This window comes from Paenibacillus guangzhouensis (genome assembly GCF_009363075.1).
GTDB lineage: Bacteria > Bacillota > Bacilli > Paenibacillales > Paenibacillaceae > Paenibacillus_K > Paenibacillus_K guangzhouensis.
The window spans coordinates 1,800,664-1,825,198 of sequence record NZ_CP045293.1 but is presented as its reverse complement, the minus strand read 5'-3'; the positions used below and the strand labels follow the sequence as shown (position 1 = coordinate 1,825,198).

The 24,535-nt window shown below is 39.2% G+C and carries 24 protein-coding genes and 1 pseudogene; 12 read left to right on the top strand and 13 right to left on the bottom strand.

Annotation, left to right across the window (positions count from 1 at the left end; genetic code table 11):
* Window positions 1-16: 16 nt before the first annotated feature.
* The 5 genes from argC to GCU39_RS31850 all read left to right on the top strand — a co-directional run bounded on the left by argC (window position 17) and on the right by GCU39_RS31850 (window position 5,813).
* A complete protein-coding gene (gene argC, locus GCU39_RS08235; RefSeq protein ID WP_152393068.1) occupies window positions 17-961 on the top strand; it encodes an N-acetyl-gamma-glutamyl-phosphate reductase in 945 nt (314 codons plus the stop codon).
* 883 nt (window positions 962-1,844) lie between these two features.
* Window positions 1,845-3,233, top strand: a complete 1,389-nt coding sequence (locus tag GCU39_RS08230; RefSeq protein ID WP_152393067.1) for a spore germination protein — start codon at window positions 1,845-1,847, stop codon at window positions 3,231-3,233.
* Window positions 3,230-4,327, top strand: a complete 1,098-nt coding sequence (locus GCU39_RS08225) for a GerAB/ArcD/ProY family transporter (protein ID WP_152393066.1) — start codon at window positions 3,230-3,232, stop codon at window positions 4,325-4,327. The genes GCU39_RS08230 and GCU39_RS08225 overlap by 4 nt, the downstream gene beginning before the upstream one ends.
* Complete coding sequence (locus tag GCU39_RS08220; RefSeq protein ID WP_152393065.1) at window positions 4,324-5,463, top strand: Ger(x)C family spore germination C-terminal domain-containing protein; 1,140 nt, start codon at window positions 4,324-4,326, stop codon at window positions 5,461-5,463. Before GCU39_RS08225 ends, GCU39_RS08220 begins: the two co-directional genes overlap by 4 nt.
* A gap of 248 nt (window positions 5,464-5,711) precedes the next feature.
* Complete coding sequence (locus GCU39_RS31850) at window positions 5,712-5,813, top strand: YjcZ family sporulation protein (RefSeq protein WP_227793489.1); 102 nt, start codon at window positions 5,712-5,714, stop codon at window positions 5,811-5,813.
* Between the two features lie 59 nt (window positions 5,814-5,872).
* Here GCU39_RS31850 and yjcZ read toward each other — a convergent pair whose 3' ends face one another.
* Complete coding sequence (gene yjcZ / locus GCU39_RS31845; protein WP_227793488.1) at window positions 5,873-5,989, bottom strand: sporulation protein YjcZ; 117 nt, start codon at window positions 5,987-5,989, stop codon at window positions 5,873-5,875.
* 417 nt (window positions 5,990-6,406) lie between these two features.
* Between yjcZ and GCU39_RS08215 the strand changes: the two genes are divergently transcribed.
* Genes GCU39_RS08215 through GCU39_RS08200 form a run of 4 tightly spaced genes read left to right on the top strand, consistent with a single transcriptional unit; the run spans window position 6,407 to window position 8,717 of the window.
* On the top strand, window positions 6,407-6,853 hold the full coding sequence (locus tag GCU39_RS08215) for a hypothetical protein (protein ID WP_152393064.1): 447 nt from the start codon (window positions 6,407-6,409) through the stop codon (window positions 6,851-6,853).
* A gap of 1 nt (window position 6,854) precedes the next feature.
* Window positions 6,855-7,082 (top strand): helix-turn-helix transcriptional regulator, encoded by a 228-nt coding sequence (locus GCU39_RS08210; protein ID WP_152393063.1) that lies wholly within the window; start codon window positions 6,855-6,857, stop codon window positions 7,080-7,082.
* Window positions 7,083-7,086: 4 nt separating this feature from the next.
* A complete protein-coding gene (locus GCU39_RS08205; RefSeq protein WP_152393062.1) occupies window positions 7,087-7,815 on the top strand; it encodes a DUF4386 domain-containing protein in 729 nt (242 codons plus the stop codon).
* Window positions 7,812-8,717 carry an NAD(P)-dependent alcohol dehydrogenase gene (locus GCU39_RS08200; protein ID WP_152393061.1) on the top strand — a complete coding sequence of 302 codons (906 nt, stop codon included), beginning with the start codon at window positions 7,812-7,814 and terminating at the stop codon, window positions 8,715-8,717. Before GCU39_RS08205 ends, GCU39_RS08200 begins: the two co-directional genes overlap by 4 nt.
* Before the next feature lie 318 nt (window positions 8,718-9,035).
* Here GCU39_RS08200 and GCU39_RS08195 read toward each other — a convergent pair whose 3' ends face one another.
* On the bottom strand, window positions 9,036-9,596 hold the full coding sequence (locus GCU39_RS08195; RefSeq protein ID WP_152393060.1) for a hypothetical protein: 561 nt from the start codon (window positions 9,594-9,596) through the stop codon (window positions 9,036-9,038).
* 344 nt (window positions 9,597-9,940) lie between these two features.
* Here GCU39_RS08195 and GCU39_RS32475 point away from each other — a divergent pair, with 344 nt between their 5' ends.
* Window positions 9,941-10,207, top strand: coding sequence for a tyrosine-type recombinase/integrase (locus GCU39_RS32475; protein WP_152393059.1), 267 nt, complete (start codon window positions 9,941-9,943; stop codon window positions 10,205-10,207).
* Window positions 10,208-10,239: 32 nt separating this feature from the next.
* Window positions 10,240-10,443, top strand: a complete 204-nt coding sequence (locus tag GCU39_RS08185; RefSeq protein ID WP_152393058.1) for a hypothetical protein — start codon at window positions 10,240-10,242, stop codon at window positions 10,441-10,443.
* A gap of 218 nt (window positions 10,444-10,661) precedes the next feature.
* Here GCU39_RS08185 and GCU39_RS08180 read toward each other — a convergent pair whose 3' ends face one another.
* The 10 genes from GCU39_RS08180 to GCU39_RS08135 form a co-directional block, all read right to left on the bottom strand.
* Window positions 10,662-11,024: a tyrosine-type recombinase/integrase gene (locus tag GCU39_RS08180; protein WP_265333496.1), complete on the bottom strand. Its 363-nt coding sequence runs from the start codon at window positions 11,022-11,024 to the stop codon at window positions 10,662-10,664.
* A gap of 176 nt (window positions 11,025-11,200) precedes the next feature.
* Window positions 11,201-12,043, bottom strand: coding sequence for a tyrosine-type recombinase/integrase (locus tag GCU39_RS08175; RefSeq protein WP_152393057.1), 843 nt, complete (start codon window positions 12,041-12,043; stop codon window positions 11,201-11,203).
* 107 nt (window positions 12,044-12,150) lie between these two features.
* Window positions 12,151-12,594: a GNAT family N-acetyltransferase gene (locus tag GCU39_RS08170; protein ID WP_152393056.1), complete on the bottom strand. Its 444-nt coding sequence runs from the start codon at window positions 12,592-12,594 to the stop codon at window positions 12,151-12,153.
* 306 nt (window positions 12,595-12,900) lie between these two features.
* A complete protein-coding gene (locus GCU39_RS08165) occupies window positions 12,901-13,359 on the bottom strand; it encodes an NUDIX hydrolase (protein WP_152393055.1) in 459 nt (152 codons plus the stop codon).
* Between the two features lie 255 nt (window positions 13,360-13,614).
* A complete protein-coding gene (locus GCU39_RS08160) occupies window positions 13,615-14,193 on the bottom strand; it encodes a hypothetical protein (RefSeq protein ID WP_152393054.1) in 579 nt (192 codons plus the stop codon).
* 338 nt (window positions 14,194-14,531) lie between these two features.
* Entirely contained in the window at window positions 14,532-15,023 is a 492-nt protein-coding gene (locus GCU39_RS08155; protein ID WP_193726827.1) for a hypothetical protein, read from the bottom strand.
* A 184-nt stretch (window positions 15,024-15,207) separates the two neighbouring features.
* Entirely contained in the window at window positions 15,208-18,090 is a 2,883-nt protein-coding gene (locus GCU39_RS08150) for an S-layer homology domain-containing protein (protein WP_152393052.1), read from the bottom strand.
* A 229-nt stretch (window positions 18,091-18,319) separates the two neighbouring features.
* Window positions 18,320-18,838: a DinB family protein gene (locus tag GCU39_RS08145; protein WP_152393051.1), complete on the bottom strand. Its 519-nt coding sequence runs from the start codon at window positions 18,836-18,838 to the stop codon at window positions 18,320-18,322.
* A 116-nt stretch (window positions 18,839-18,954) separates the two neighbouring features.
* The gene (locus GCU39_RS08140) at window positions 18,955-20,613 is read right to left on the bottom strand and encodes an ABC transporter ATP-binding protein (protein ID WP_265333495.1); all 1,659 of its coding nucleotides are present in this window, start codon (window positions 20,611-20,613) and stop codon (window positions 18,955-18,957) included.
* Between the two features lie 624 nt (window positions 20,614-21,237).
* On the bottom strand, window positions 21,238-21,471 hold the full coding sequence (locus GCU39_RS08135; protein ID WP_152393049.1) for a hypothetical protein: 234 nt from the start codon (window positions 21,469-21,471) through the stop codon (window positions 21,238-21,240).
* Between the two features lie 380 nt (window positions 21,472-21,851).
* Here GCU39_RS08135 and GCU39_RS08130 point away from each other — a divergent pair.
* Window positions 21,852-23,050: pseudogene (locus GCU39_RS08130) on the top strand (IS110 family RNA-guided transposase).
* A gap of 462 nt (window positions 23,051-23,512) precedes the next feature.
* On the opposite strand, the gene GCU39_RS08125 reads toward GCU39_RS08130, so the two are convergent.
* The gene (locus tag GCU39_RS08125; protein ID WP_152393048.1) at window positions 23,513-24,367 is read right to left on the bottom strand and encodes a GNAT family N-acetyltransferase; all 855 of its coding nucleotides are present in this window, start codon (window positions 24,365-24,367) and stop codon (window positions 23,513-23,515) included.
* Window positions 24,368-24,535 lie beyond the last annotated feature (168 nt).

Genomic DNA, 24,535 nt, shown 5'->3' with positions numbered 1-24,535 from the left:
GGCAAGGAGTGGAAAAGTGAAAAATAAAATATTTGTAGATGGCCAAGAAGGTACAACGGGGTTAAAAATACATGATTATTTATCGAAGATATCAGACATAGAAGTCATCAAAATTGAACCGGATCAGCGAAAAGATTACGAAGCCCGTAGGACATTAATTAATGAAGCTGATGTCGTATTCCTTTGCCTTCCAGATTCCGCTTCAAGAGAATCCGTATCGATGATAAGTAATCATAAGACCAAAATAATCGATGCCAGTACAGCTTTTAGGACCAACGAGGCGTGGACGTATGGGTTACCAGAATTACATAAAAATCAAAGAGATAACATCCAGAATTCGTCGAGGGTTTCTGTTCCAGGATGTCACGCGACAGGGTTTATATTAGCCATACAGCCTTTGGTAGCTGAAGGAATTATTCCTAGGGATTATCCTGCATCTTGTTATTCACTTACAGGATATAGCGGGGGAGGTAAGAGACTTATATCTGAATATCAGCACTCAGTTCGAGAACAGCTTTTCGCGCCAAGACCTTATGCACTTCACCTTAACCACAAGCATCTGCCGGAAATGCAGCAGTATTCGGGGTTAAACTCAGCACCACTGTTCACTCCGATCGTCGGGAACTATTATCAGGGTGATGCAGTTACGATTCCTCTCTTTCCTAGATTGTTTAATAAGAAAGTAACGGCAAGAGATATTCAAGAACTGCTGGCCTCGTATTATCAAGATGAACGTTTTATTCGAGTTATTCTTTACGACTCTGAGGCATATCTAGAAGAGGGTTTCTTGAACCTTATGGAATGCAATCATTCGAATCATTTGGATATTTTTGTATTTGGTCATGAAGATGAAATATTACTCATATCTAGATTTGATAATTTGGGAAAAGGCGCTTCAGGGGCAGCTATTCAGAATATGAATATTATGCTTGGATTTGACGAAGGTTTAGGGCTAGTGTAATAGGGGAAGAGAAATTATCGCATTGCATGTAGTAGTATCTACTCTAATAACGGGGAAGGTCATCGTATCGAATGATTGTCCCTTTTTTGCTGTTAAATATCCCCTCCAAGTTCATCTCATCCATCATGGTAACAGGAAGGATTTGGAATGCTTGCTTAAAGGGGGAAAATACCGGTATCGATTTCCTTACGCTCCTTTACTTTTCTTAATGACATATATTCATATCTTTATCTGGTTCCCCTCATTTTTCGTATTGATTTCGATTTTCCTCTTAATCTGTTGTTAGAACGTTCTTTTTTATTTCCGATCCTTGTATTTCTTATTCCTTTTACACTGGCTTTGGGTGATTTGATTGAATTGCTTAACATTCTGAATTCTGAGCGCATCTGTTGAAACAATCCATACATTTCATGGATATTTCCCACGATTGACATGAATCTATCGATACTACCTAATCGATCTTCTTGAGCAGAGAGAGGGGGGCTTGTCGAAGATTGAGATTGGGAATCCGTTTGCCGATTGTCACACAAGGCATCTTCATCAGAATGATTACAACTCTTGATCTTTGAATTCTTTTTCAATGAGATCACACTCCTTATCACAAAATCCCCATAATCGTGAACTAAAGTTGCGATAATATATTCCAGTTTCATTGGTTTGGTATAGTTGGTTAACTACTGAATGTTTATAATGTGTAAACGAGATAAAATCGCTTCGTGTCACAGCATTGCTAAGGTACAAAAACAAGAGATTCTACAGTCAATTCTTTGTGGAGGATGGAATAGGAAACAAGCAGATGGATAAAATAGGTGAAATGATCCATTAGGGCGAGGAGTGACCTATTCTGAAAGCCACATCTTCACTACAAGAAAATGAACTTATAATGAGAGAACTGTTTTCCAATAGCTCGGACTTTAAATCAAGCGATGTTGAGGCTGGTCACCTTTGTTATCGTCTCTTTTATTTCGATACAATGATCGAATATGGCGTTGTGCAAGACCATATCATCCAGCCGTTGCTGCATCATCCGAACGACTCCGTTCGAGAAGCCGTATCTGTCCTGGACTACATTGAAACGGATCTTCTCTCAGAAGCTCTTCAGGCGCTGATCACAGGGAAAACGGTGGTTCAAAAGGAAGGAGAAGCAACACTTTATCTACTAGGAACTGAGCTAAAAAAAGAACGTTCCATCAATATTCCGGTCAATGAAAGAGTATTACGTGGATCAAATGAAGCACTTATTGAGAATCTGAGTACGAATCTGAATTTGTTACGGAAGTTAATCGCTACACCCGATCTTGTTGTGAAATATTATTATGCCGGAGAGAAATCCAATACGAAGATTGCCATGCTTTACTTGCGTTCCCTTGCTAACGAAGATGTCCTGGAAGAAATGGAGCAAAGAATTGAGCGAATTGAGCTTGATTATGTCGAAGCACCTGGTTTTCTTATGGAACTGATTCAAGATCACAAATTTTCATTGTTTCCACAAATCCTTGTCACCGAAAGACCGGATCGGGTAAGATCTTACCTCGTTGACGGCAAAATCGCAATTTTAACGGACGGTTCACCGGATTGTATGATTGTTCCGGTATCGTTCTGGGCATTTTTCCAAAGTCCGGATGATTATCAAATTGGCTGGCTGATCGGTAGCACCGTTCGATTTCTTCGGATTGCATGCTTTATATTCGCGATTAGCTTACCCGGTGCCTATGTGGCACTTGTTACTTTTGATCCCCGCGTTCTGCCCTTCGGTATCGCCCTAACTTTGCAGAGCTCCATGCAATATATCGCCATGCCGCCTGTCCTTGAAGCCATCGTGATGTTACTAACGCTTGAAATTTTGCGCGAGGCAACCGTGCGCCTTCCAAGCTCAATCGGTCATGCCATCGGGATCGTCGGCGGTATCGTTATTGGTACAGTTGTCGTTCAGTCCAATCTCATCTCAAATATGATGGTCATCGTCGTGTCGTTTACAGCCATCGCTTCATTTATCATTCCTTCCTACGAGATGAGCAGCGCAGCACGGATATTGACATACCCGATTATCCTCATGGCTGCTATTTTCGGATTAATCGGCTTAGAGTTTTCGTTTCTCGTCGTACTAACACATTTAGCACGAATTCATACGCTTGGCATTCCGTATTTTTACGCTTGGAAGAACATTGAGACCATCAAAGATACCCTCTTCAGAGGACCTATCAGGAGCTTGAAAAATCGTCCGAAGGAGAACAAGAAAAGAACTCGATCTTCAAAAGGGTGGACGAAATGATTCGTTTGAAAGAGATATCACTAATTCAGCTTTTTTGTCTCGTGGCATTATCGCAAGTTGGCGTTCGTGTCTTGACTATGCCATACGAGGAATCGCGTGAGTCGGGGTATGATGCATGGATATCCGTATTACTCGGGGGTGTGATTGCACAAGTAATCATCCTGATCATCTATAGACTAGGGAAGCGATTTGCGGATCGCCCGTTGCCTGAATATATTTATGCAATTACAGGAAGGCCGTTAGGATTGCTTATCAATGTTTTGTTCGCCGTGTACTGCGTAGAATCTAGTCTTCTGGTCGTTGTCTCTTATTCGGATGTTATCAACCGGTGGGTACTCATAACCACCCCTTGGTTCGTCATCATCGGTGTAACGGTGATTGTAGCCGCTTATATCGCTTCATCATCGCTACAATCTTTGACTGCTGTCACACAAACGATCATGTTTATGTTTTTCATTTGTTTTATTTTCGTGTTCATTAGCGGCATGGGAAAAGGGGACTTGCGTCATTTGCTGCCGATTGGCACGCATGGGATAACAGCAATCTTGAAGGATACGCTTCCAGCGTTCTGGGCTTATGCAGGATATGAGCTTCTTCTTTATGTTTTTCCATTCGTCAAATGCAAGAGAAAAAGAGATATTCTGATTACGATGTCGCTTGCTAACGGATTCACGACCTTTTTTTACGTCATGATTTCCATTATCGTGTTGTACAACTTTAGCGAGAACCAGTTAAATTCCATTCCTGAACCGATGCTATATATCCTTCGTCAATTTCATTGGCCTGTTGTGCAGAGTATCGATATCCTTTTTATGACCATTTGGCTCTCCGTGACGATCGTAACGGTCTTTGTTTATTTATTTTTAGCAGCACGTTATTTGGCATTTACCGGAGGGAAGGAGATTCGCAACCATCCTGTGCTCATCTGGATATTGGCTGCCATTTGCTTTGCTGTAGGGGTACTGGGTTCAGATCGCCAATGGATTTTCCAATTCGCGAGTTTCCATAACACGGCTTCCATCATCATCATTGCCATCGTACCGACGATTCTGTTATTGGTAGCGATGGCGCGAGGGAAGAGGGAAGCAGGATGAAGAAAATTACGCTCGGATTGTGTTTATTATTGCTGTTAACCGGATGTTGGGATCAATTACCGCTTCGTGACATTCATCTGTTAGACATCGTCGGTCTGGATCTGGACGAAGGCAATAAGAACGTCATGGTCGATTTTGTTGTTACCAGACTTATGAAAACAGGGCAAGGACAAGGAGAGCCGATATCAGAAACGACGGAGCTCAAAGGAGCGAGTGTGGTCGAAGCCGTTGGTCAAGGCGTATACCATAGCCGTGGCCCTTTCCTAGGGATTAGCACGAGGGTTTATCTAATGAGTGAGAAGTTTGCTTCCCATGTCCCTACACAAAAGCTTGCCTTCCTGTTGCATGCCCCTTATTCATCAATTAATACGCCTGTTGTGTTGGTTGAAGGCTCCGTATCTCACCTACTTAAAAACATATCCGGCACGAAGAGTGGGTTTACGGACCAGCTGAATGATTTTGTTATGTCATTGGAAACGAACGGAGTCATGTCTAACGTTTCGATGATGCATTTTATTTTATCTGGGAATGAACCATTTGAAGATACAATGCTGCCATTGGTAGTGAATAAGGATGAAAAATTAGAAATGAGCGGTGCATTATTATTTCGTCAAGGGATGAGCACAAATACAAAACTTAACGTTGAGCAAGTACGAACATTTATGTTCCTATTGGAGACACATGGAGGGAGGAACAGCTATACCGGTAATCTGACGGAAAGCGAATTAGGGCGGGAACCGATTACGGGTAGTTATCATGGGCGTGAGTATGCATATGTAGTTAAAAGAGCTGATTCGAAAATCATCGTTCAGTCCGAACGGAATAGGATACCAATAATACACATTAATGTAAAATTGGCGATTAATGTGTTCGATGTTGGTCAAGGCTTACTACCCCTTAAACCGGATCACATTAATCGAATGGAACAGTCGCTTAGTCGCCATCTAGAAGAAATATCCGTTAGGACATTTAAAATACTGCAGCAAGCGAATTGCGACGTTCTAGGTATTCATAAGCAGCTGATCTCATTTCATCCCAAGCTATGGAGATCCTTGGACTGGCGCAAAGATTATCCGCAAGTATCGATTAAACCTCATTTTAATATTCAGATTCTCAATGCTGAAGTTGAAAAATAACAGAGTCATGCTGATGAAGTCTACGATTCGGAATAAGAGTACGAGATTTTATGTACAAAAACACGCCTGTATAAAAGAAGACGGATGCCATTGACTAGTCATTCCGTCTTCTGAAAATACTTCAATTCTAGGAAAGTAACACAAGTTCATATTTTTACGAGTTTACTATGCGTTGCCCCAAACAATCTGAAATGACCACTCATACAATACCTTGTACCAGTAATTCTCCACAGAGAGGGTGAGGTAAGATGGGAACAGATGAATTAAGAAATGGTGGTCTATTTACTAGCACAGGAACGATATTAGTGCTATTCATATTATTGGTAATCGTTAGCCGCGTGTTTGTGTAACATCCGAGAATGTAAGTATTCAGAGCCTCGGAAATATCCGAGGCTTTACGATCACACGATTAGTAACCGAATCCACCGAAACCACGCATACAACTGCAAGCGATGATTACTAACAAAATAAACAGTACGAGGATCGTACCTGTACTTGTAAATGCACCACCAACAAAACCGGACATATTCACACCTCCCAAGTTTTTTGAGTACACGTTATGCTATGTAAGTAGCTCTGACCTTGGCTGGGTTATTAGGCTGGTTATTCGGCTATTTTAAGAAGGCTTGGTCATTCGAAATAAACTTTGAAATAAATGTAATTATATAACAATACAAGACAAAAACTGAAAGATCTAATATCAGTGAACATCTAATTTATTATGGATTAAAAGAAACTAATGAAAGAAATGAAAGGAAAATCTAACGGGCAGGAAGTTTAAGATCATATACGGTGAACCTTATCATACATAACGGCAAGTAATCGCCCTAGCCGAATCACGACCTATGTGATTCGGTTTTTTTGTATAACCAAGTTGACTTTGTGTAAAGTTTGGTATACATTATGTTTAGTATGATTTACATTTATGAAGGCGGTGTCGTATATGACTTATCAAGAAAAGAAGAGCATCGTATCGTTAATCAGTTCCATACTCATTTTTGCAGCTTATTGCTTGTATAGGTATCCGCAGTATCCTGAAGGGGTAATGGATTCAAAGGAAATCTTCCATTACTGGGGGTCCTTCGTCCTCGTTTTGACATTGGTCTCCATTGCAGCGCATATCGTGATCAGCATTATTTTTAATATCTTCTTTCGAATGACGACAGGTGAAAAGGAACCTTCATTCGCGGATGAACTTGATAAGCTTATTGACTTGAAAGCTTTCCGCAATTCTTTTTTCGTGTTTATACTTGGTTTTCTTCTTGCCATGGGGTCTTTGAACTTCAATCAGCCCTTGAAAGTGATGTTCATCATCCTAATCGTCTCCGGATTCCTATCTGACGTAACAGGATCCCTAACGAGACTATATCACTACAAGAAAGGAGTCTAAGATGGGTAAAAATCTTGTCGGCAATTATATCCGCAAATTACGCTTTGACCATAATGAAATGACCCAGCAGCAGCTGGCTGACAAGGTAGGTGTAACCAGACAGACAATCGTGGCCCTTGAAAAGGGGAATTACTCCCCGTCCCTGGAACTGGCTTTTCGAATTTCTCATGCCTTTAAATTACCGTTGGAAGAGGTATTCTTTTACGGTGAAAACTCAGAGGAGAGATGATGAAATGGATTTCTCAACGAAGACAGCATCAAAAATTGTAGGTGTTCTGTTTATCCTTGCAGCCGTTACATCAATCATAGGAGGGCTTATCTTATATAAACCAATCCTAAATGATCCCGATTACCTGATTCAAGGTTCCGCGCACGCTAACGAGGTAGTGCTTGGTGCGGTTATGGAATTGATACTTGTCATTTCGGCGGTAGGCACTGCAACCACCATGTTTCCTTTTTTACAGAAATTTAATAAAACGATTGCTCTTTGGCATGTTTGTTTCCGGTTTTTGGAGGCCATTGTTATTACGGTAGGGGTCATCAGCGTACTGTCCCTGTTGGCCTTAAGCAGGGACTATGTAGCAGCGGGGGCCCCGGATATCGCGTCCTATCAGGTTTCGGGTACGTTGCTAAAAGCCGTGCATGACTATACATTTTTACTTGGACCCAATTTTTTTCTAGGGATTAATACGGTGATGTATAGTTATATCTTTTATAAGTCAAAGATTGTACCCAGGTTCATCCCCATATTGGGTTTAACAGGGTCAGCATTGATCTTTCTTGCAGCCTTATTAGAAATGTTCGGGGTCATTGAGCAAGTCTCTGCTTGGGGGGCGATCTTGGCGCTTCCGATATTCGCTAATGAAATGACCCTTGCGGTGTGGCTCATCGCGAAAGGGTTTAATGAATCTGCAGTCTATTCAAGCAAACACTTGAATGGAATCAAGGAGGGGCAAGGATGAGAGCAATTGTATATGCCCAATACGGATCGCCCGATGTTCTTCATCTGAAGGAGGTAGAAAAACCTACTACCAAGGATAATGAAATACTGATCAGAGTATATGCGACAACGGTAACAGCGGGGGACTGGCGCATGCGAAAGGCCGACCCATTCCTTGCAAGACTGTACAATGGTCTCTTAAGGCCCCGAAAAGTAACGATATTGGGGTTTGAGTTAGCTGGGGAAGTAGAAGCCGCAGGCAAAGATGTAACACGATTTAAGATCGGTGATCAAGTATTTGCATCTTGTGGTTTTGGCTTCGGCGCTTATGCCGAGTACAAATGTTTGCCTGATGATGGATTGGTGGTCATCAAACCGGTCAATGTGAGCTATGAAGAGGCTGCCGCTGTTCCCATCGGGGGAATAACCGCGTTGAATTTTCTTAGGAAGGGGAATATCACGAGCGGAATGAAGATTCTTATTTATGGAGCCTCTGGAAGTGTGGGTACCTATGCGATACAGATTGCCAAATATTACGGGGCAGATGTAACAGGGGTATGCAGTACCGCCAATCTTGAGATGGTGAGATCTTTAGGAGCCGATCGGGTCATTGATTATACGAAACAGGATTTCACGGCGCTTGGGGAAAGCTATGATATAATCTTTGATGCCGTTGGGAAACAGATATCGAAAATCAATAAATCGACATTCAAAAAAGCACTTCGTACGAACGGAAAATATGTGAGTGTGCATATGTCACAAAAGCCTCGCGTTGAAAACCTCATCTTCCTTCAAGAGCTGCTTGAGGCCGGTAAAATTAAACCAGTCATCGATAGACGCTATTCCTTGGAACAAATTCCCGATGCCCATCGCTATGTCGAAGAAAAACATAAGAAGGGGAATGTCGTCGTAACTGTGAGATAAACTTACCGTTAGTGACAGCGTGTCGGATTTAGGAAAGGGAAAATAACTGAGAATGAATGTAAATCAAGCCAAGGCGTTAAATGGTGCAATGTGGAAATTGTTCTTGAAAAAGATGGAACGACCCGTTCTTTAAACTAACGGGACACGATAGTAGTTGAATCAATAACTTAAACGCGGCTGCCGACATAGATCGGCAGCCGCGTTAAACAGGCTGAATCATTTTGAGGTGGTTGCGTATTACACAGAGACAGAACAAATTAAGAAGCGAACCATTAAACGCAGTTCTTACATATTGAATAACTATTTAATATATACTACTTATTCACAAAACCCGTATTTTGTACATATGTCTTCATCACACGGGTTGTCAAAGACTCTCATTGCCATTGTCATTGGAGTAAATGATTTCATGCGATTTATATTTCTTCTACTACTGATCGTACAATTTGGGCAATCGTATTCAGATATTTTGTTTTGTGGTTCATCTCTAAGTTGATAGTATTCAATCGAACCTTTATCTCTTTCTGTAAGATTGACTTTAAATGAAAAATTGTGGAAACTAGAATGTTTTATTTTTTGTATTAGGTTCCATGATGGTGTCATCTCTTGCATAGCCCACTGAGTATTTATTGTTGGTTGAAGGCGTTGAAATTCCCTATAAAAATATAGGAGTTCCTCATCTATAAGTTTGGTCGCTACCTGAAAAATGATGCCAATTCTTCGTGGTTCTTCAACATCATCTCCCCGTGTATTTCGTTGATAAAAATGAGCACTTAAAAGTAACGATTGTCTCCAAAAGACATATGCGAAAGCGTATGGACATATTTTTGGAAATTCGTGTTCATAATTAATGCGTAACTCCCAAAATTGTTGATGCAATGACTGTGATTTTTCAATATTTTTTTCCTGATGTATCGATCAACCGATAGAAATGTTGCTTTATTATCATAGTAAATTAGTTTGAGTATCGAGGATTTGTTCTCATCAAATGAGCTCCGTTTATTATGCATCAAGTTTGTTTTTAACTGGGAGCCTGTCATCAATTCTATACTTCCGAACTGAGGCAAAAAAATCCATTTTCCATTAAGTTGCTCTCTTCTATTTGTTATCCATTTTAATACGAATGGATCAGTGATTTTCTGTAATCTTCCCCACTCACTCCATCTTGTTTTTGAAAAATCTGCTAGTACATAACCACATTTACATGTGAACGGGCTACTTAATTGCTCTATGAACGAAATGGACAAAGAGACATTTGTATTGTTAGTCTTTTGCTGAAATCAGGTTTACTTGTAAGTGATATTGTAAATCTTAACGTCGAAAATCTCTCCATTAAGGATAAACATATCGAAATCTCACGACAATGGTCAGGACAAAAGAGTTATCATACAGTATTGTTCAGTGATTCAACTAGAGCTGACCTAATCAAATATCTTGAACTACGAAATTTAAACTCGAACCAAATATCGATGAAAAGGCATTATTTTTAGCCGTTTCGAATGGTCAAAAGATCGGTAAAAGGATGACCAAAAGAGCGATACAGGTGATGGTTAAAAAGTATGCTGAGAAATATGGTGCACCTCAACTAACTACAAGACAATTAAGGCATTCCTTTGGTTTGGAGCATCAGAGAAAAAGCAATTTAGTGAAGACAAAAGAGCAGCTTGCATTGAGAAGTATCGAAACTACTGAAAAATACCAGGTACTAGCAGAATTGGTTGATTAACTGGCTCCTTCGTTCATGTAACTCTCGATGTTTTACTACGAGAGGGTTAACGATGTAGTGAATCCATCCACTGCGTTTGAGGATTTGACTCACTTTCTGATGCATTATCGTTTTAGGAGAGAATCAAAAAATCTTAGGAGCATTTCATCTCGTATTATTAAGACAAAAAAACCGACGGTAGAGTTCTCGACGGCGTTCCCACGCAGCTGGGCATAAATTTAAGTAGTTGATGCTTTTTCATGCCCCAACATGCCTTGAATGAAATCTAATGGTGTTCCGTTATCAAGGAGTTGACACGCATAGGTATGACGAAAGCGATAAGGATATACATTTACTTCGACCTTTCCCCGACCTGCAAGTTGTTTTAATGCCCACCTGATCGTCGGGATAGACATTCGCCTTGTTGGATGTATATCGGTTACAAATAAGGCTTTACAAGTATCTTCACGGCTCTCGAGATATTTCTTCAACCACACTTTACACTCAGTAGTAAAATAAACTTCTCTCTGTTTTGAACCTTTGCCATTTACAATAGCGGAGCTGTTCTCCCAGTTCAGGTCATCAATGTTTAACTTCTCCACTTCCCCTACCCGGTAGCCGGTACTGTAGAGAAACTCCAGAAGTGCCCTTCCCTCAGGGATTGGCAAGAGATCTTCAGGTGAATGACATATTCCTCGATCAAAAACTTAGAAATACGCTTGTCCATTTTTAACTTTAAAGCAGGATTTGAGATTAATCTCGTAATATTACTGAAATGCTAAAAAAACCGACGGTAGAGTTCTCGTCGGCGTTCCCCACGCAGCTGGGCATAAATTTGAGTGGTTGATGCTTTTTCATGTCCCAACATACCTTGAATGAAATCTAATGGCGCACCGTTATCAAGGAGTTGACACGCATAAGTATGACGAAAGCGATGCGGATATACATTTACTTCGATCTCTCCCCGACCTGCAAGCCGTTTTAATGCCCACCTGATCGTCGGGATAGTCATTCGCCTTGTTGGATGTGTATCGGTTACAAATAAGGCCTTACAAGTATCTTCTCGGCTCTCGAGATACTTCTTCAACCACACTTTACACTCGGTTGTAAAGTAAACTTCTCTCTGTTTTGAGCCTTTGCCATTTACAATAGCGGAGCTGTTCTCCCAGTTCAGGTCATCAATGTTTAACTTCTCCACCTCGCCAACCCGGCATCCGGTACTGTAGAGAAACTCAAGAAGTGCCCTTTCCCTCAGGGACTGGCAAGAGATTTTCAAGTGAATGACATCTTCCTCAATCAAAAACTTAGGAATACGCTTGTCCATTTTGGGCTCGCGTAACTTCAAAGCAGGATTTGAGATTAAGTATGTTTCTTCATAGGCAAAGCGGAATAGGGAACGAACAAAACGAATGCGATGTCCCAAACTACTAGGTTTTAACCGATCGGACTGCTTCGCTAAGTATTCCTTCAACAAGTTAAGTGTAACCTCAGAAATATCCAGGTCTCCTAGTTCTCTTAGCAGCATCTTGAGCTGAAGGGTGTAGGCTTTCAATGTACTTGAACTAAAGCCCTGGATACGTTTATCAGCTTCGTACAGTCGCCATAACTCACTTAAAATCATAAATATAACCTCCCATAAGAGCTATTAAATCTAGTTTTGCTTCTTATGGAAGGTTTTAATCTATTAAACTAGCGTGTCCCGTTAGTTTAATGCGAAATGGTTATTCATTAGTCAAGTTTAATAATCTTATCAAAGCAGTATGAATCTTTGTCATAGCCATTATGCTCATAAAAAGCATGAGCATCGGTTCGCTTAACCCCGCTACATAAAATAATACTTGATATTCCCATTTCTTTAGCATAATTTTCAGTGTGTTTTAGTAGTTTTGTACCTATCCCACTATGCTGTAACTCCTTTTTAACAGCAAGACCTTGAATATGTAAATAACCAGTCGAAGACCCTACTGATAACGCGTGAACAATAGTGACAAAACCAACCACATCATTTTCAAATAATGCAACGAATGTTTTGTAATTTCCTTCCTTATTCATGTCTTCCATAGTAACTTGAAAGTTTTCACTATTAACATTGCGAACTCCAAGTACATCGTTCCATAAAAAAACAACTTCAGTATAATCATTGGCTACAATTTCTCGTATCTTAATTTCCATACCCTACCCCCGTTATTAAAATATTCACGAACTAAGGATTCGACAATTGATGAAGCAAACCTTCCCGTAGCGAAAAACAGCTGCCAATCAATATCGGCACCCGCGTTAGTATTAAGCTATAGTGTCCCGTTAGCTTAATCGACATTACCCGCCGAGTCCGACGGACTTAGCCTCGCTGGGTTGTGAGCTGAATGAGCTTCTCTGCCTACCTGATCTTGCGAACCAAGGGCGTAGCCCGGAGCGTAGATACGGAGTTATGTGATGGACTTGCCGTCTTTGAATCAACATCAAAAAGCTAAAACCAAACTATCTATATACTCCCGTTCTCTTATTAACAAAATCATTAAATGCATCATTATGTTGTTGATTAAATAATTCTGGCACTTCATCTTTATTAAAAAATTTAAGTTCTATACTTTCTTCATTTTCCTTAATTATTTCTCCACCAGAAATATTCCCTTTATAGACAAATGCAATTGTTTGCGCTTGATCTCCATTGGGATATTCATCAAAGTACTTACTATAAATACCAATTAGTTCTTCGATATTAATTCTTAATCCTGTTTCTTCTTCTACTTCCCTTTTTGCCGTTTCATCTGCGGACTCACCAATCTCCATAGCCCCACCTGGAAATCCCCATGCATTTTTATCTCTTCTTCGCTGCAATAAAATTTGTCCTTCTTCATTAGTAACAATTGCTCCAGCAAAATTAAGAATTATCATTTCGTTACCAACCTTACTTCTAATCCACTTTATATAATCCATTGTTTTCCCCTCTTTTATGAAAAGACTTAATGAATTTCAAATATCTTTTGCTGGTCTTTCACATAACGTTCTTATATCTACGAACCCGAAAGGCTTAAAGGAGCGTTGCGACTGGGTGGCTTCGCCACTTAGCCTTGCAGGGTTGTCTGCTGAATCCACTTCCTCGAAAATTCCTCGGGCAGACCAAGGAGCGAACGCGACGCGGCGTAGATATGGTGTTATATGATGTCGATGCCACCTTGAGTTACTCACAAACTATTCATTCTTTCTTTTATATATTTTTATTAGATTTGTGAACAATTCAATTGTTGCTGATATAATAAAAACGATAATTATCAAGCCAAAGAAGAACGTTAATAAAATTATGTTTGATTCTTTAAGACCAATATCCCCCGTCTTTGAACTTTGGTCATATTCATCTACAAATGTTTTATTTTTTAAATCTAAACTCTTATATCCAATTTTATCTGAATGATAATTTTCTCCACAAAATTCTTCATGAAAATAGAAATGAAAACTACCGTCTACACTTCCTTCAATGGGATAAGTATAATTGGGATTAATAGTAACCTGCGCATCCCATTCTTGTGAGTCTTTTCCTATTGTTAAAAATCCAGTTGGTATGTTATGAATTTTGACCCAATCGATGTGAACGTTAGTTTTACATTGCGAAGTTAAAAAATTCCCAAGCGCAGTATTTATTTTGCTTTCAAACTTTTTCATTTCATACCAAGAAAATAGATTGGGAATTAAAAAGATTATATAAATAGTCATTAGAATAAGAAGTAATTTTAATGAACGTTTAATAGAACTCTCCTCTTTCTCCTTTAACATCGATTTCATATAACGTCTTATTCACGAACTTCGTAAATAATTCCATATGTAGGGTATTCGCGAAACTTTTGAACTATCCTGCCCGTTACTTCAATGAAAAAGGCAGCTGATCGTTTGACCAGCTGCCTCTGTATCATGATTAAGCTATAGTGTCCCGTTAGCTTAATCTTCTTGCGTACTATTTGCCGAAACTGGGTACCATTTTAAGTCTTCAGATCTAAAATAATTTGTTTCAGGATAGCGATATTCATAAAGAACCTTTCCGTTCTCATTAAAAGCCTTTGCGTTATAATCATTCCATGGGATTGATTTATCCCAATAAAATGTGATCGGTTCATTTAACTCTGCTTTCTTTCATTCAATAAAACGCTGAAAACGGTCGCCGCTCTTCCTTTGTCATCCGAATATGTGATTCCGCCGATTGTTTTAATGGGGTCATCGTTATGAAAATAATACGTGGACATTCTTGAAACCCACAAAAACCCAAACGATTTGAAACTTATTGCTGTAATCGGCTTTTCAGATGAATCGAAAATGAATACTTTTCCCCATGGATAGTCAACTTTATCTAATAAAACTGAATCTTTCGGTACAAATGAGTTCGCTCTGGCAGCACTCAATGCGTTTAATTTGTACTCGCCTAAATAAAAAAATAAAGTGACCAACAACAATAAAATTACACTTGCATACCCTAGTTTTCTTTTAATTTTATTTCCCCCCCAAGCACTAAAACTGTTATGTGCTTTTTCCCATCTGTTTCCATTCATACGCTTCAATAGCCGTAAAGTTGTGGAAACCTGCCCGTTAGCGCAACGCGGCTGCCGATTCATGCCGGCAGCCGTATTTGAAGCGTACCATTATTAGCTATACTCGTCTCCTCCCTGGACTTATTAAGAATAGATTGCTGATGTCATCTTCGTAAGGAATTGTATAGGCCGTTTCAGACCATGAAGCTCAGCAAGTCGTCATATAAAAAAGGGCCGCCATTACGGGGCCCTTTTGAACAAATTTCTATTAATCTACTATCGTAATATAGAAAGATGTACCTTGATTAATTAAAAGATAATAAGATCCAGGCTCTAAATCCGTTGTATCAATCGTGACAGGTTGATTAATGTCATCTCCTGATACACTAAATGTTTTAATGAGGTCTTTCTTAATCAAATCATCTAAACTATTTTGATTAATTAAATCCGCAGGTGCAAAATAAACATCTGTTGCTAAGTCAGTCTGAAAGACAATCGGTTGACCTTTTTGAAGTACAAGTCCCGAGTTTAAAGATAGATTGGCAACAAGATCTAACTTCGTTATTGTCTCCAGATTCGGAAATCCATGTATACTTTTCAAAGCATTAGCCTCAACTTTAATTACATTTTCTGTCCTGGTATATTTAGTTTTCAACGTAATATAAATGCCACTATCAAATAATTGAATAGTATCTTCTTCTTTAAGTGGGTTAAATGTGATACCTCCATCATTTGAGATACTAATTTTTGATTTTAGAGTTTCAAGATCTTCTGTCTTCTCAATATAGTCATCAAACGATATGCTTATAAACTTGTTTGAATTTGTAGAAATGCGTTTATAGCGAAGAAAGCCTTCAGAAATCATAAATAGAGTACTACCACCAGATTCGCCGTTTTGTGGCTTATTAATTAACTTATACCAGCCTTCAGCTAAACCTTCCGTTGGAATCGATATTTTTTTATTTATTTCGGTTTCTTCTACAATCATCTTTTTAGCTTTGCCTTGGGCAACTAAAGTTTCAATTAATGTATCATTCCAGATAGTACCTTCAGGTATTAGATAGATGGTGCCGGCCATATCTGTTTGAAAAATCATTGAATCACCAGATTTAATGATTTCAGTAAATATATCTATAACTGTACCAGCTGGTACTGGATTTGTTAAAATATCCTGATCATAGACATTTCCCTTTGTATCTTTGAGTGAATGTTTATTTATTTTTATCACGTTTTGACTTCCAGTGAAACGATTTGGAAACGACACATGAAGGAGATTTGAATAAATAAATACTTGATCCTCTGGGTTTAAGCTCGAGAATGTAATACCACCATCAGCGGAGAATGAAATTTCTTTTTTCAGCGCTTCAATGTTTTCAGTATTATTTACAATATCCTGGTTGAACTCTAATACGATTCCTCTGTTGGTCGTTACTCTGCCAGCACTCTTAAATACTAAGGAACTATTATCATAAAAGGTTACTTCAACTGCTCGTGAGGCATTCTCTGCATTGTCCGTCGCAATAATTAACATTGTTTTTGGATCAAAATTTGCAGTATCAATCGAAACTGGTTCATTAGCTCTCACTGTATAAGCTTTCCCACTTCCATCTTTAACTGCCAATTTAAGATATTGAGCTGTTGGAGTGGTGTTCACAGGTACAATGAATATTGTTCCATCCTCGTTACTCGACAATTGTAACTTAGTACCAATCGCTACGGTACGTTGTACTCCTTTCAATACAGGCGGCACCCGGTCAGTCGGTGGCTCTATGGTAATAGGAGGTTTGTCAGTACCACTAGATCCACTTTGTGAAGATTGACTAGTATTTGGTGGCCAAGGACTGTCTCCAATTTGGATTTTTGTATCACTTGAAACATTATTTCCAATAGTGATTGTTTGAGGAGCTTTATTCATCTTGACTCCACTTGCATTAACAACGGCAGTTTTTACTCCGCCATCTCCTAAGACGCTGGCAGCTGCATTCAAAATGAGTTTAATAATCTCAGTTTCCTTATCTAAGTTAATCTGATTCCCCATGGCATTTTTATCTATATTCAATTCATTAATGCTCCCTGAAGGAATATCGACGACAATACTCTGAGCAAGCACGTTTACAGAACCATACGATCCAGTAAGACGCACCTTGCTATCCTTTGGCAATAGATCAGACAACGTGACATTACTCACCGAAGAGGAACCACCTGCTTCGATGTTTGTTTTTGATTGAATTATCATTTCGCCTATTAGTGATTTACCCTCTACAACTAATCGAACAGTTCCATCATTTTTATCAACAACAACATTAAGCATTACGGTGTTTTCAAAATGAATACTGTTCTCTCCACCACCGTTTACATACGTTGTACCGGCTACTTTTACATTACTTAGGAATGCGTCTCCTTGGCCCACCTTACTTCCTATGGTTAGGTTCCCATGAACATTTGCATTACGAAAGATAATTCCTGGAGCATTCAGAACTACATTTTTAGGATAATGTGCTTGACCTTCTTTAGGACCATAGGTCCCTCCTTGATCAATTACAATTGCATCTTTACGAACGAGTTTATCTAGTAAGATGACTGCTTCAGCGCGAGTTAAAGTAGACTTTGGATTAAACTCGCCGTTGTTTCCAGTTACCAGATTTTGTTTCGCCAGGGCACCCACAGAACCCCGGCTCCAAGGTGCCATTTCTGAAGTATCTTTAAAAGAGCTTTCTTCATTCGGTGGTAACCACAACATTCGCTGAATCATAACTGCAGCTTCTTCTCGCAAAACAGGTTGATTTGGCTTTATAGTGCCATCTTCATATCCAGATAAATACCCAGATTTTATAGCTATACTTATATCTCTTTCAAACCAGTCGCCTGCTTTTACATCTTTAAATGCCTGCGATGTAACTTCTGTATATCCTAATGAGGTATTGATAAGCTTAACCAATTCAGCCCTTGTAATGGGTGCATTCGGATTAAATGATCCCTTCTCATACCCCTTAACGAGTCCCTTCGCCTGCCACGACTCAATAGTTTGTTTTGCCCAATGATTTTCTAAATCATCACTAGCTTTTTGTGCAGAGACTAGTTGTGGTATAGCCAGTACAGAACCGGTAAGCAGTATAAGTCCTAGTCTTCGCATGATTGTTTTTTTTGACATCCTGAACCCCCGTGATAAGATATGTATGCATTTACTTATATTAACAAAATATTTGAACAAACTCCTTGTATAATATTCCAGTTGTTTCTTGAGGGAGAAAGTTAATTTAAATTTACCAGTTACTTCTATGAAAAAGGTAGCTGATCGTTTGACCAACTGTCTCTATATCATGATTAAGCTATAGTGTCCCGTTAGTGAAGCCAGTGAGCCAATGGTGAAAAATTCTTCCCTAAGTTCTTCCCATTAAATTTGAAAGCATCTCAAAAATCTGTCCCCTATGATGTGATTCGTGTTCAATGAGATGGTAGATAACCCACTCAGGTGATACATCGTAATGAGTGAGATTTCTTGATGAACGCCAATCCTCCATGTCCATAGAACGAAAATGGAAAAGCAATTCATCGCGTACAGATTGTAGACGATGTAAATGTTCATCTAAGTTTTGTCCCTCTATCTGGGTCAAAGTGCCATCTTGATTACGGTCTTCTTGAGGAAAAAAGGAAAGTATCTTTGGATTCCATTCACAGCCAAGAACATCTTCATAGAGCCAGTCCGCTTCAATAAACGCGATATGATATAACAACGATCCGATTGAGTGACCGGTCTGTTTGGCATCAAGATGTTGCTGACTTATTCCTGATATTTTTTCTACAATAGTTCGCCGAACATCCTCCAAACACCATATCCATCTACCAATTTCTGTTTCAAAATCTGGTAAGGGTACGACCACCAAACTTTTTCTCTTCATCCTTCTCTCCTTCCTTATTCTACAAACCTGCCCGTTAGCTTAATAGGCTGCCGTTCGTGCCGGCAGCCTGATGTAGTATTATCGTGTCCTGTTAGTTGAGTTACATCTAGTTTACATTAAACAGCAACAATATCAGCACTACCCTGAATTTCCTTGCTCCATAATTCTTGAAAATATGCGCTATGACGGCTCAAATATTCGAAGTCGCCTTCATCGACAACCTCCCCATCTTTGACTAGTAATATCTTGTCTACATCTTTTATGGAATAAAGTCTATGTGCAATTATTATTAGTGTTCTGTTAGAAAACATTTGTAACACATTGTCCATGATGCTCTTCTCTGTAATGTTATCAAGTGCTGAGACAGGTTCATCAAGTATAACAATATTCCTTTGCTGTGCTATTATTCTGCCGAAAGCTAGTCGTTGCCTTTCGCCTCCGGACAATTTCATTCCTCTTTCTCCAACCATAGTATCTAGTTGATTTGGAAAAGACAACACTTTTTCCTTCAGATGGACATTATCTAATATCTTATAAACATTCTCATCAGGTACCATATTATCAAAGATAATATTTTCTCGTATTGTTGTATCGAAGATGGGCGTTTCCTGTGAAATATACGATATATGATCATAAAGACTGTTCAATTTTATCTCATCAATATCGATCCCATCAAACAAAATGTTTCCAGACTTTTTTTTCAAAAGCCCCACCATTAATTTAATAATAGTCGATTTTCCGCTGCCACTCAGTCCGATAATTGCGATAGAGCTTCCTTGACTAACAGAAAAAGTAACATCGCTCAAGATCGAAGAAGTCCCGTAATCAAAATTAACATTTTTAAACTCGATATTTCCCTGCATAGTCTTCACATCTCTTCCTCGATCCAAATTCCTATCCTCGGGTGCGTTCAGAAATTCTTCAAACCGGCGATAAGTGACTCGATTCAATTTGTAATCCACGTAAAGAACATTGAAGATTGCCAGAGGCGTGTAGACTTGCTCAATAAACATGATCAGAGCGATGATGATACCAATAGAGGTCTCACCGTTCATTACATTTTGAATACCAAAAACTACAACGATCACTTTTATAATATTGACTAATAAAGCGAATAAGGCAAAAAATGATTCATGAATCATTCTAAGATGAGTATTTTTATTAACAATGTCATCGGCCGTATGTTGCAACCGTTCTATTTCTTTGTCGAATCTCTTGTTTATGCGAAATACAACTAACTCCATAAAACCACGTAATGAATACTTAGACATTTTCTCCTGTTTTTCAAGCAGAGAAGATTTTATTCGGTATAACATCCGGAGCAGTATATTATTAAGAAAGAAAATAACTACATAGCCAGCTGCAATGGCCATCATGATTTTCATGTTATAAAGACTTAAAAAGTACAAACTGAAAATAATGGTTGGAACTAATTCGTAAAATATTCTCAAGTAAAACGCATGAATGATATTCATTCCAGCCAAAGCGCCATTATCAATGATTTTTATTACTTCTCCTGTGCCTTTATTCTGGTAGGAGGAATAATCAATCTTAGATACTTTAGAAAGCGCCATAATCCTTAACTTTTCCAAGATGTTATTGGATAATTTAGTATGGGGGTATTCCATGAGGTAATTAAGAACTGTCGAACCTGCTAACAAAGCACCATATAAAATGATAAGTGATGTAACCTCGTTGAAACTATTGGCTAAAACTACTTTGTCTAACAGCTGTTGAAATATCTTTATTCCAAGGGTATTAAAAAATTGAACCATAAACCCCATGAGTATATATATCAATATTGTCCACTTGAAAAGTAGAATGCATTTTTTTAACATCTTTGTTTCCCCCAATGAGATAATTAAAAGCCAAGGATACAACTAAGTTGATCGGTCGGGATCAATGAGCAATATCATTAATCCCGGCAGATCAAACTGTGTCCCTTGGCCATATTAAAAAGCAATGCCAATCGAGACCGTTCTAGGCTTAGTTTTCTTCAAAAGGGCAGAAAACCCCCTTGTTGGCTGGTACGCGTTTTTTCCAGCCCGAAAACTAAATACTTCGAACGATACGGATTGTCACCCTTTTCACCTCATTTTGGAAGATAATCCAATTATAGATCCGATTTAAATAATACTCAAGTTTTATTCATTACCCTTTCTTAATAGCATAAAAGCTCCAGTAAACTGCCCGTCAGCACAACGCGGCTGCCGATTCATGCCGGCAGCCGCGTTTTAGTTATTGATTAAGCTATAGTGTCCCGTTAGCTTAATGATCCGATACGATTAATTAACCAAATTATTTAAGCTAAAGTACAGTTTTGGCCAAAAATTTTTAATATTATTTAAAGAAAAACCACTCCTGACAATGGAGCAGTTTCTTGAATAGAACTTCTCTTTTTAATTATCAAATATCATTATAAAAATTACAACAATTCCCATAATAATTACACAACTGATAAAAAAATAACCGAAAAGCTTTATTGGAGTGGGCATTGTACGTAAATCAACTTTTCTAGGAGGACCTCCTCCTTCGATTCTTTGTGCCTCTTCCATCATTTCATTTACAACTGTACGACCATTGTTTGTGATTAGATGACTATCTGGTTGTGTTTCATGTATTTTCTTATCCATGGATTAACACCCCCACAATAAAAGATCCAGCCATCTCATTATACCATATGTTGGAATTCATGTTCTTTGAATTACTTCTACGCAAAGTCGATCTAATGAAGTGTAACTACACTATATCATTCAACTATCCTGCCCATTCGTATTATGAGGTCACCAGAACTTACTGGTCGACCTCCTTTTTGTGTGGTCATAAGATTGAGGTAGCCGGGGATCGAACGTTTCTGCCCGTGGGACTCAGATCCCGAGTGCTATTCCGTTCATCCCCCCTACTTGTTAAACCATGATTAGGCTAGTTGGGGCTTTGACCCCGAATCACCTGCGATAATGTGGACGACAAGAAGGTTAGGGTTTCTGGCGAATATAGAACAAGGAGTGGTTATATGAATCCTGTTATTGGACTTGATGTTTCCAAAGGAGAAAGTCATGCTCAAGCATTTACGGATCGAGGTGTTCCGTACGGAAAGGTCCTTCGATTTGAGCATAATCTGGAGGGGCTCGCGACTTTTCTAAACCTTTTACAGGATCTTGAATCCTTTACCGGACAACGTCCGGCAGTAGTGTTAGAAGCAACTGGACATTACCATAGTCCTGTTATTCAGTTTCTAGATGAGCATCAATATTTGTATATTGTCATGAATCCGTTAATTTCACATCAGGCTAAAAAAACCAACTTGCGCAAGGTTAAAACGGATATCGCTGACGCTTACCAACTAGGAGAATTATTCTATAAAGAGGAGTTGGAGCCGTACAAAAACGGGGACATTTCATGTTGAATCTGCGCTATTTGACAAGGCAGCATGACTCTTTAACGGATATGTATGTGCAAGCGAAGTTGCAGTTTCAAGCGGTTCTTGATCAAGTATTTCCGGAATACCGTGGTGTGTTTGGAGACCTGTATTCGAAGGTGTCACTTCGTTTTCTGGCCCTTTATCCCACATCTTCCTCGGTGCTATCCAAGTCTCTGAATGACGTTACAGCGACGATTCAATCCATCTCTGGTCGGATAAATTCCGATTGGGCGCTTGAACGAGCACTGAAGTTAGTTGCTGCTGCCAAGCGAAATCCTTTTAAAGAAACAGCTTTTTCAAGCCATCTTATCTCACTGGAACTGCTCATTCATTTGCTCCTGCAGTACCAAGAGCACCTGGCCAACCTCGAACAGTCGATAGATGCTCTGGCTGCAGAATTACATGAATATGAGCTGATCCAATCGATACCCGGCATTGGCACCAGAATTGCGGCAACAATTCTGGCTGAGGTCGGGGAAATCGATCGATTTGATCATGCAAAAAAGCTTGTTGCATTTGCCGGTGTCGACCCTAGTGTCTTCTCCTCTGGCAAGTTTACAGCTAACCGAAACAAGATTACCAAACGTGGATCCAGAAGACTTCGAACCACTTTATATTTGGCTGTACGTTGTGGTCTGCGCGGCTCGCGTAACGAGAAACTCCGAGCATATTACGATAAAAAACGCGCCGAGGGAAAGCCATTTAAAGTAGCTGTAATTGCCTGCGTAAACAAGCTGATCCACTGGATTTACGCGATCCTTACTAAAAAAGAAGCATTTCAATTGAGTTAGAAGGATATTCTCACCTTTTCAGGAAATTATTCCCACAACTGAAGGAGGGGTTATTTGCTATACTCATTTTTCAGTATACCACTGTCGATTGAATCCATTAAGTTTTAAATATTGACAACCTATTAGCTAGAATAGCTTAATGATTACATTTAACAACAAGATTGACAAACGAATCATATTCTTGGCACATTTCGACCAATCGGCACATATTATTGTCACAGAATTTTGACAACCGATAAAATAAAAAAACCGCGATTTACGCGGATATTAATCGGTAGACATTCTTGTCACTAGACATTCACTGGATAGAATTGAAATCGTTAGCATAACGCGGCAGCCGATTAATACTGGCAGCCGCGTTGTAGTTATTTATTAAGCTAAACTGTCCGTCAGCGGAATATAGCTGCCAAATGGCAATCGTATAGTCCACTTATTTACACATTAGTTCTCTTTGCTAACTAGCTACACATCCAACGCCTTGAGTTCCATTCTTACAGGAAAGGTATACCCCATTGTCTCTAACAACATCATAGCTTCCTTATCTTGTTCATTTACCAGCGTATAAACTTCGTTTCGACCATTCTTAATGTGATACTCAAAACCCTTCGATATGAGAAACTTACCCAGCCCTTTATTACGACATCGCGGAATTACGAATAATCTTTCAACGGCACCAGTTTGCCAACACATTACGCTGCCAACAAGTTCATCGCCTTCAAATGCAGAAATGGTATGTAATTCTGGTCCACCCATCATCCATTCCAACATATTTACACTTCTGTATACAACACCTTGATAAAATTGATTTTCTAATTCGGTATATTTGATTCTTTCCTCTTTGGATTCCATCGGGTGAAATTTGACATTAACCCCAACAGGCGTTCTGACTTCTGGCAAGGGTTCTTCAAGTGAACGGTTTGCTAAATAATATGTTTGATAAGGGATAAAGCCCTTCTCTTCGTAAAACTCTCTGTCACCATAAAAGTCTTTCCACGCAACCAACTTTGTTTTCTTGTTTGGATTACGGAACTTTTGATAGGTATTTATGAATATAGGGTAAAGAGCCATTCTCACTTCATTCAAACGATTTGAAGCTAATTCATTAGTGGGCATTTCGATTTCGAATACATCATGATCATCAGCTATTCCATGTCGTAAGTATCCCACACAAATTAAGTTACCGTCCTCGTTAAATACACAACTCATCCTCTGATGATCGAAATCTTTATTATACTTGAAAAGTATCCACGCTTTGTGATTTAAATTTTTAACTGTTTCCTCTAATTCAGCGCAATATGGACGAACTTGTAAAGACAACCCAATTTCCTCCCCTGTAGTGTTATTATTTCAATGGTAGCAGAGGGAACAGTTTGAAATTATATAAAAAATAATTCCAAATCATATATTACATAAAAAGACACATCAGTGAAACACAGTTAAACTAAACTGCCCGTTAGCGCAACGCGGCTGCCGATCTTTGCCGGC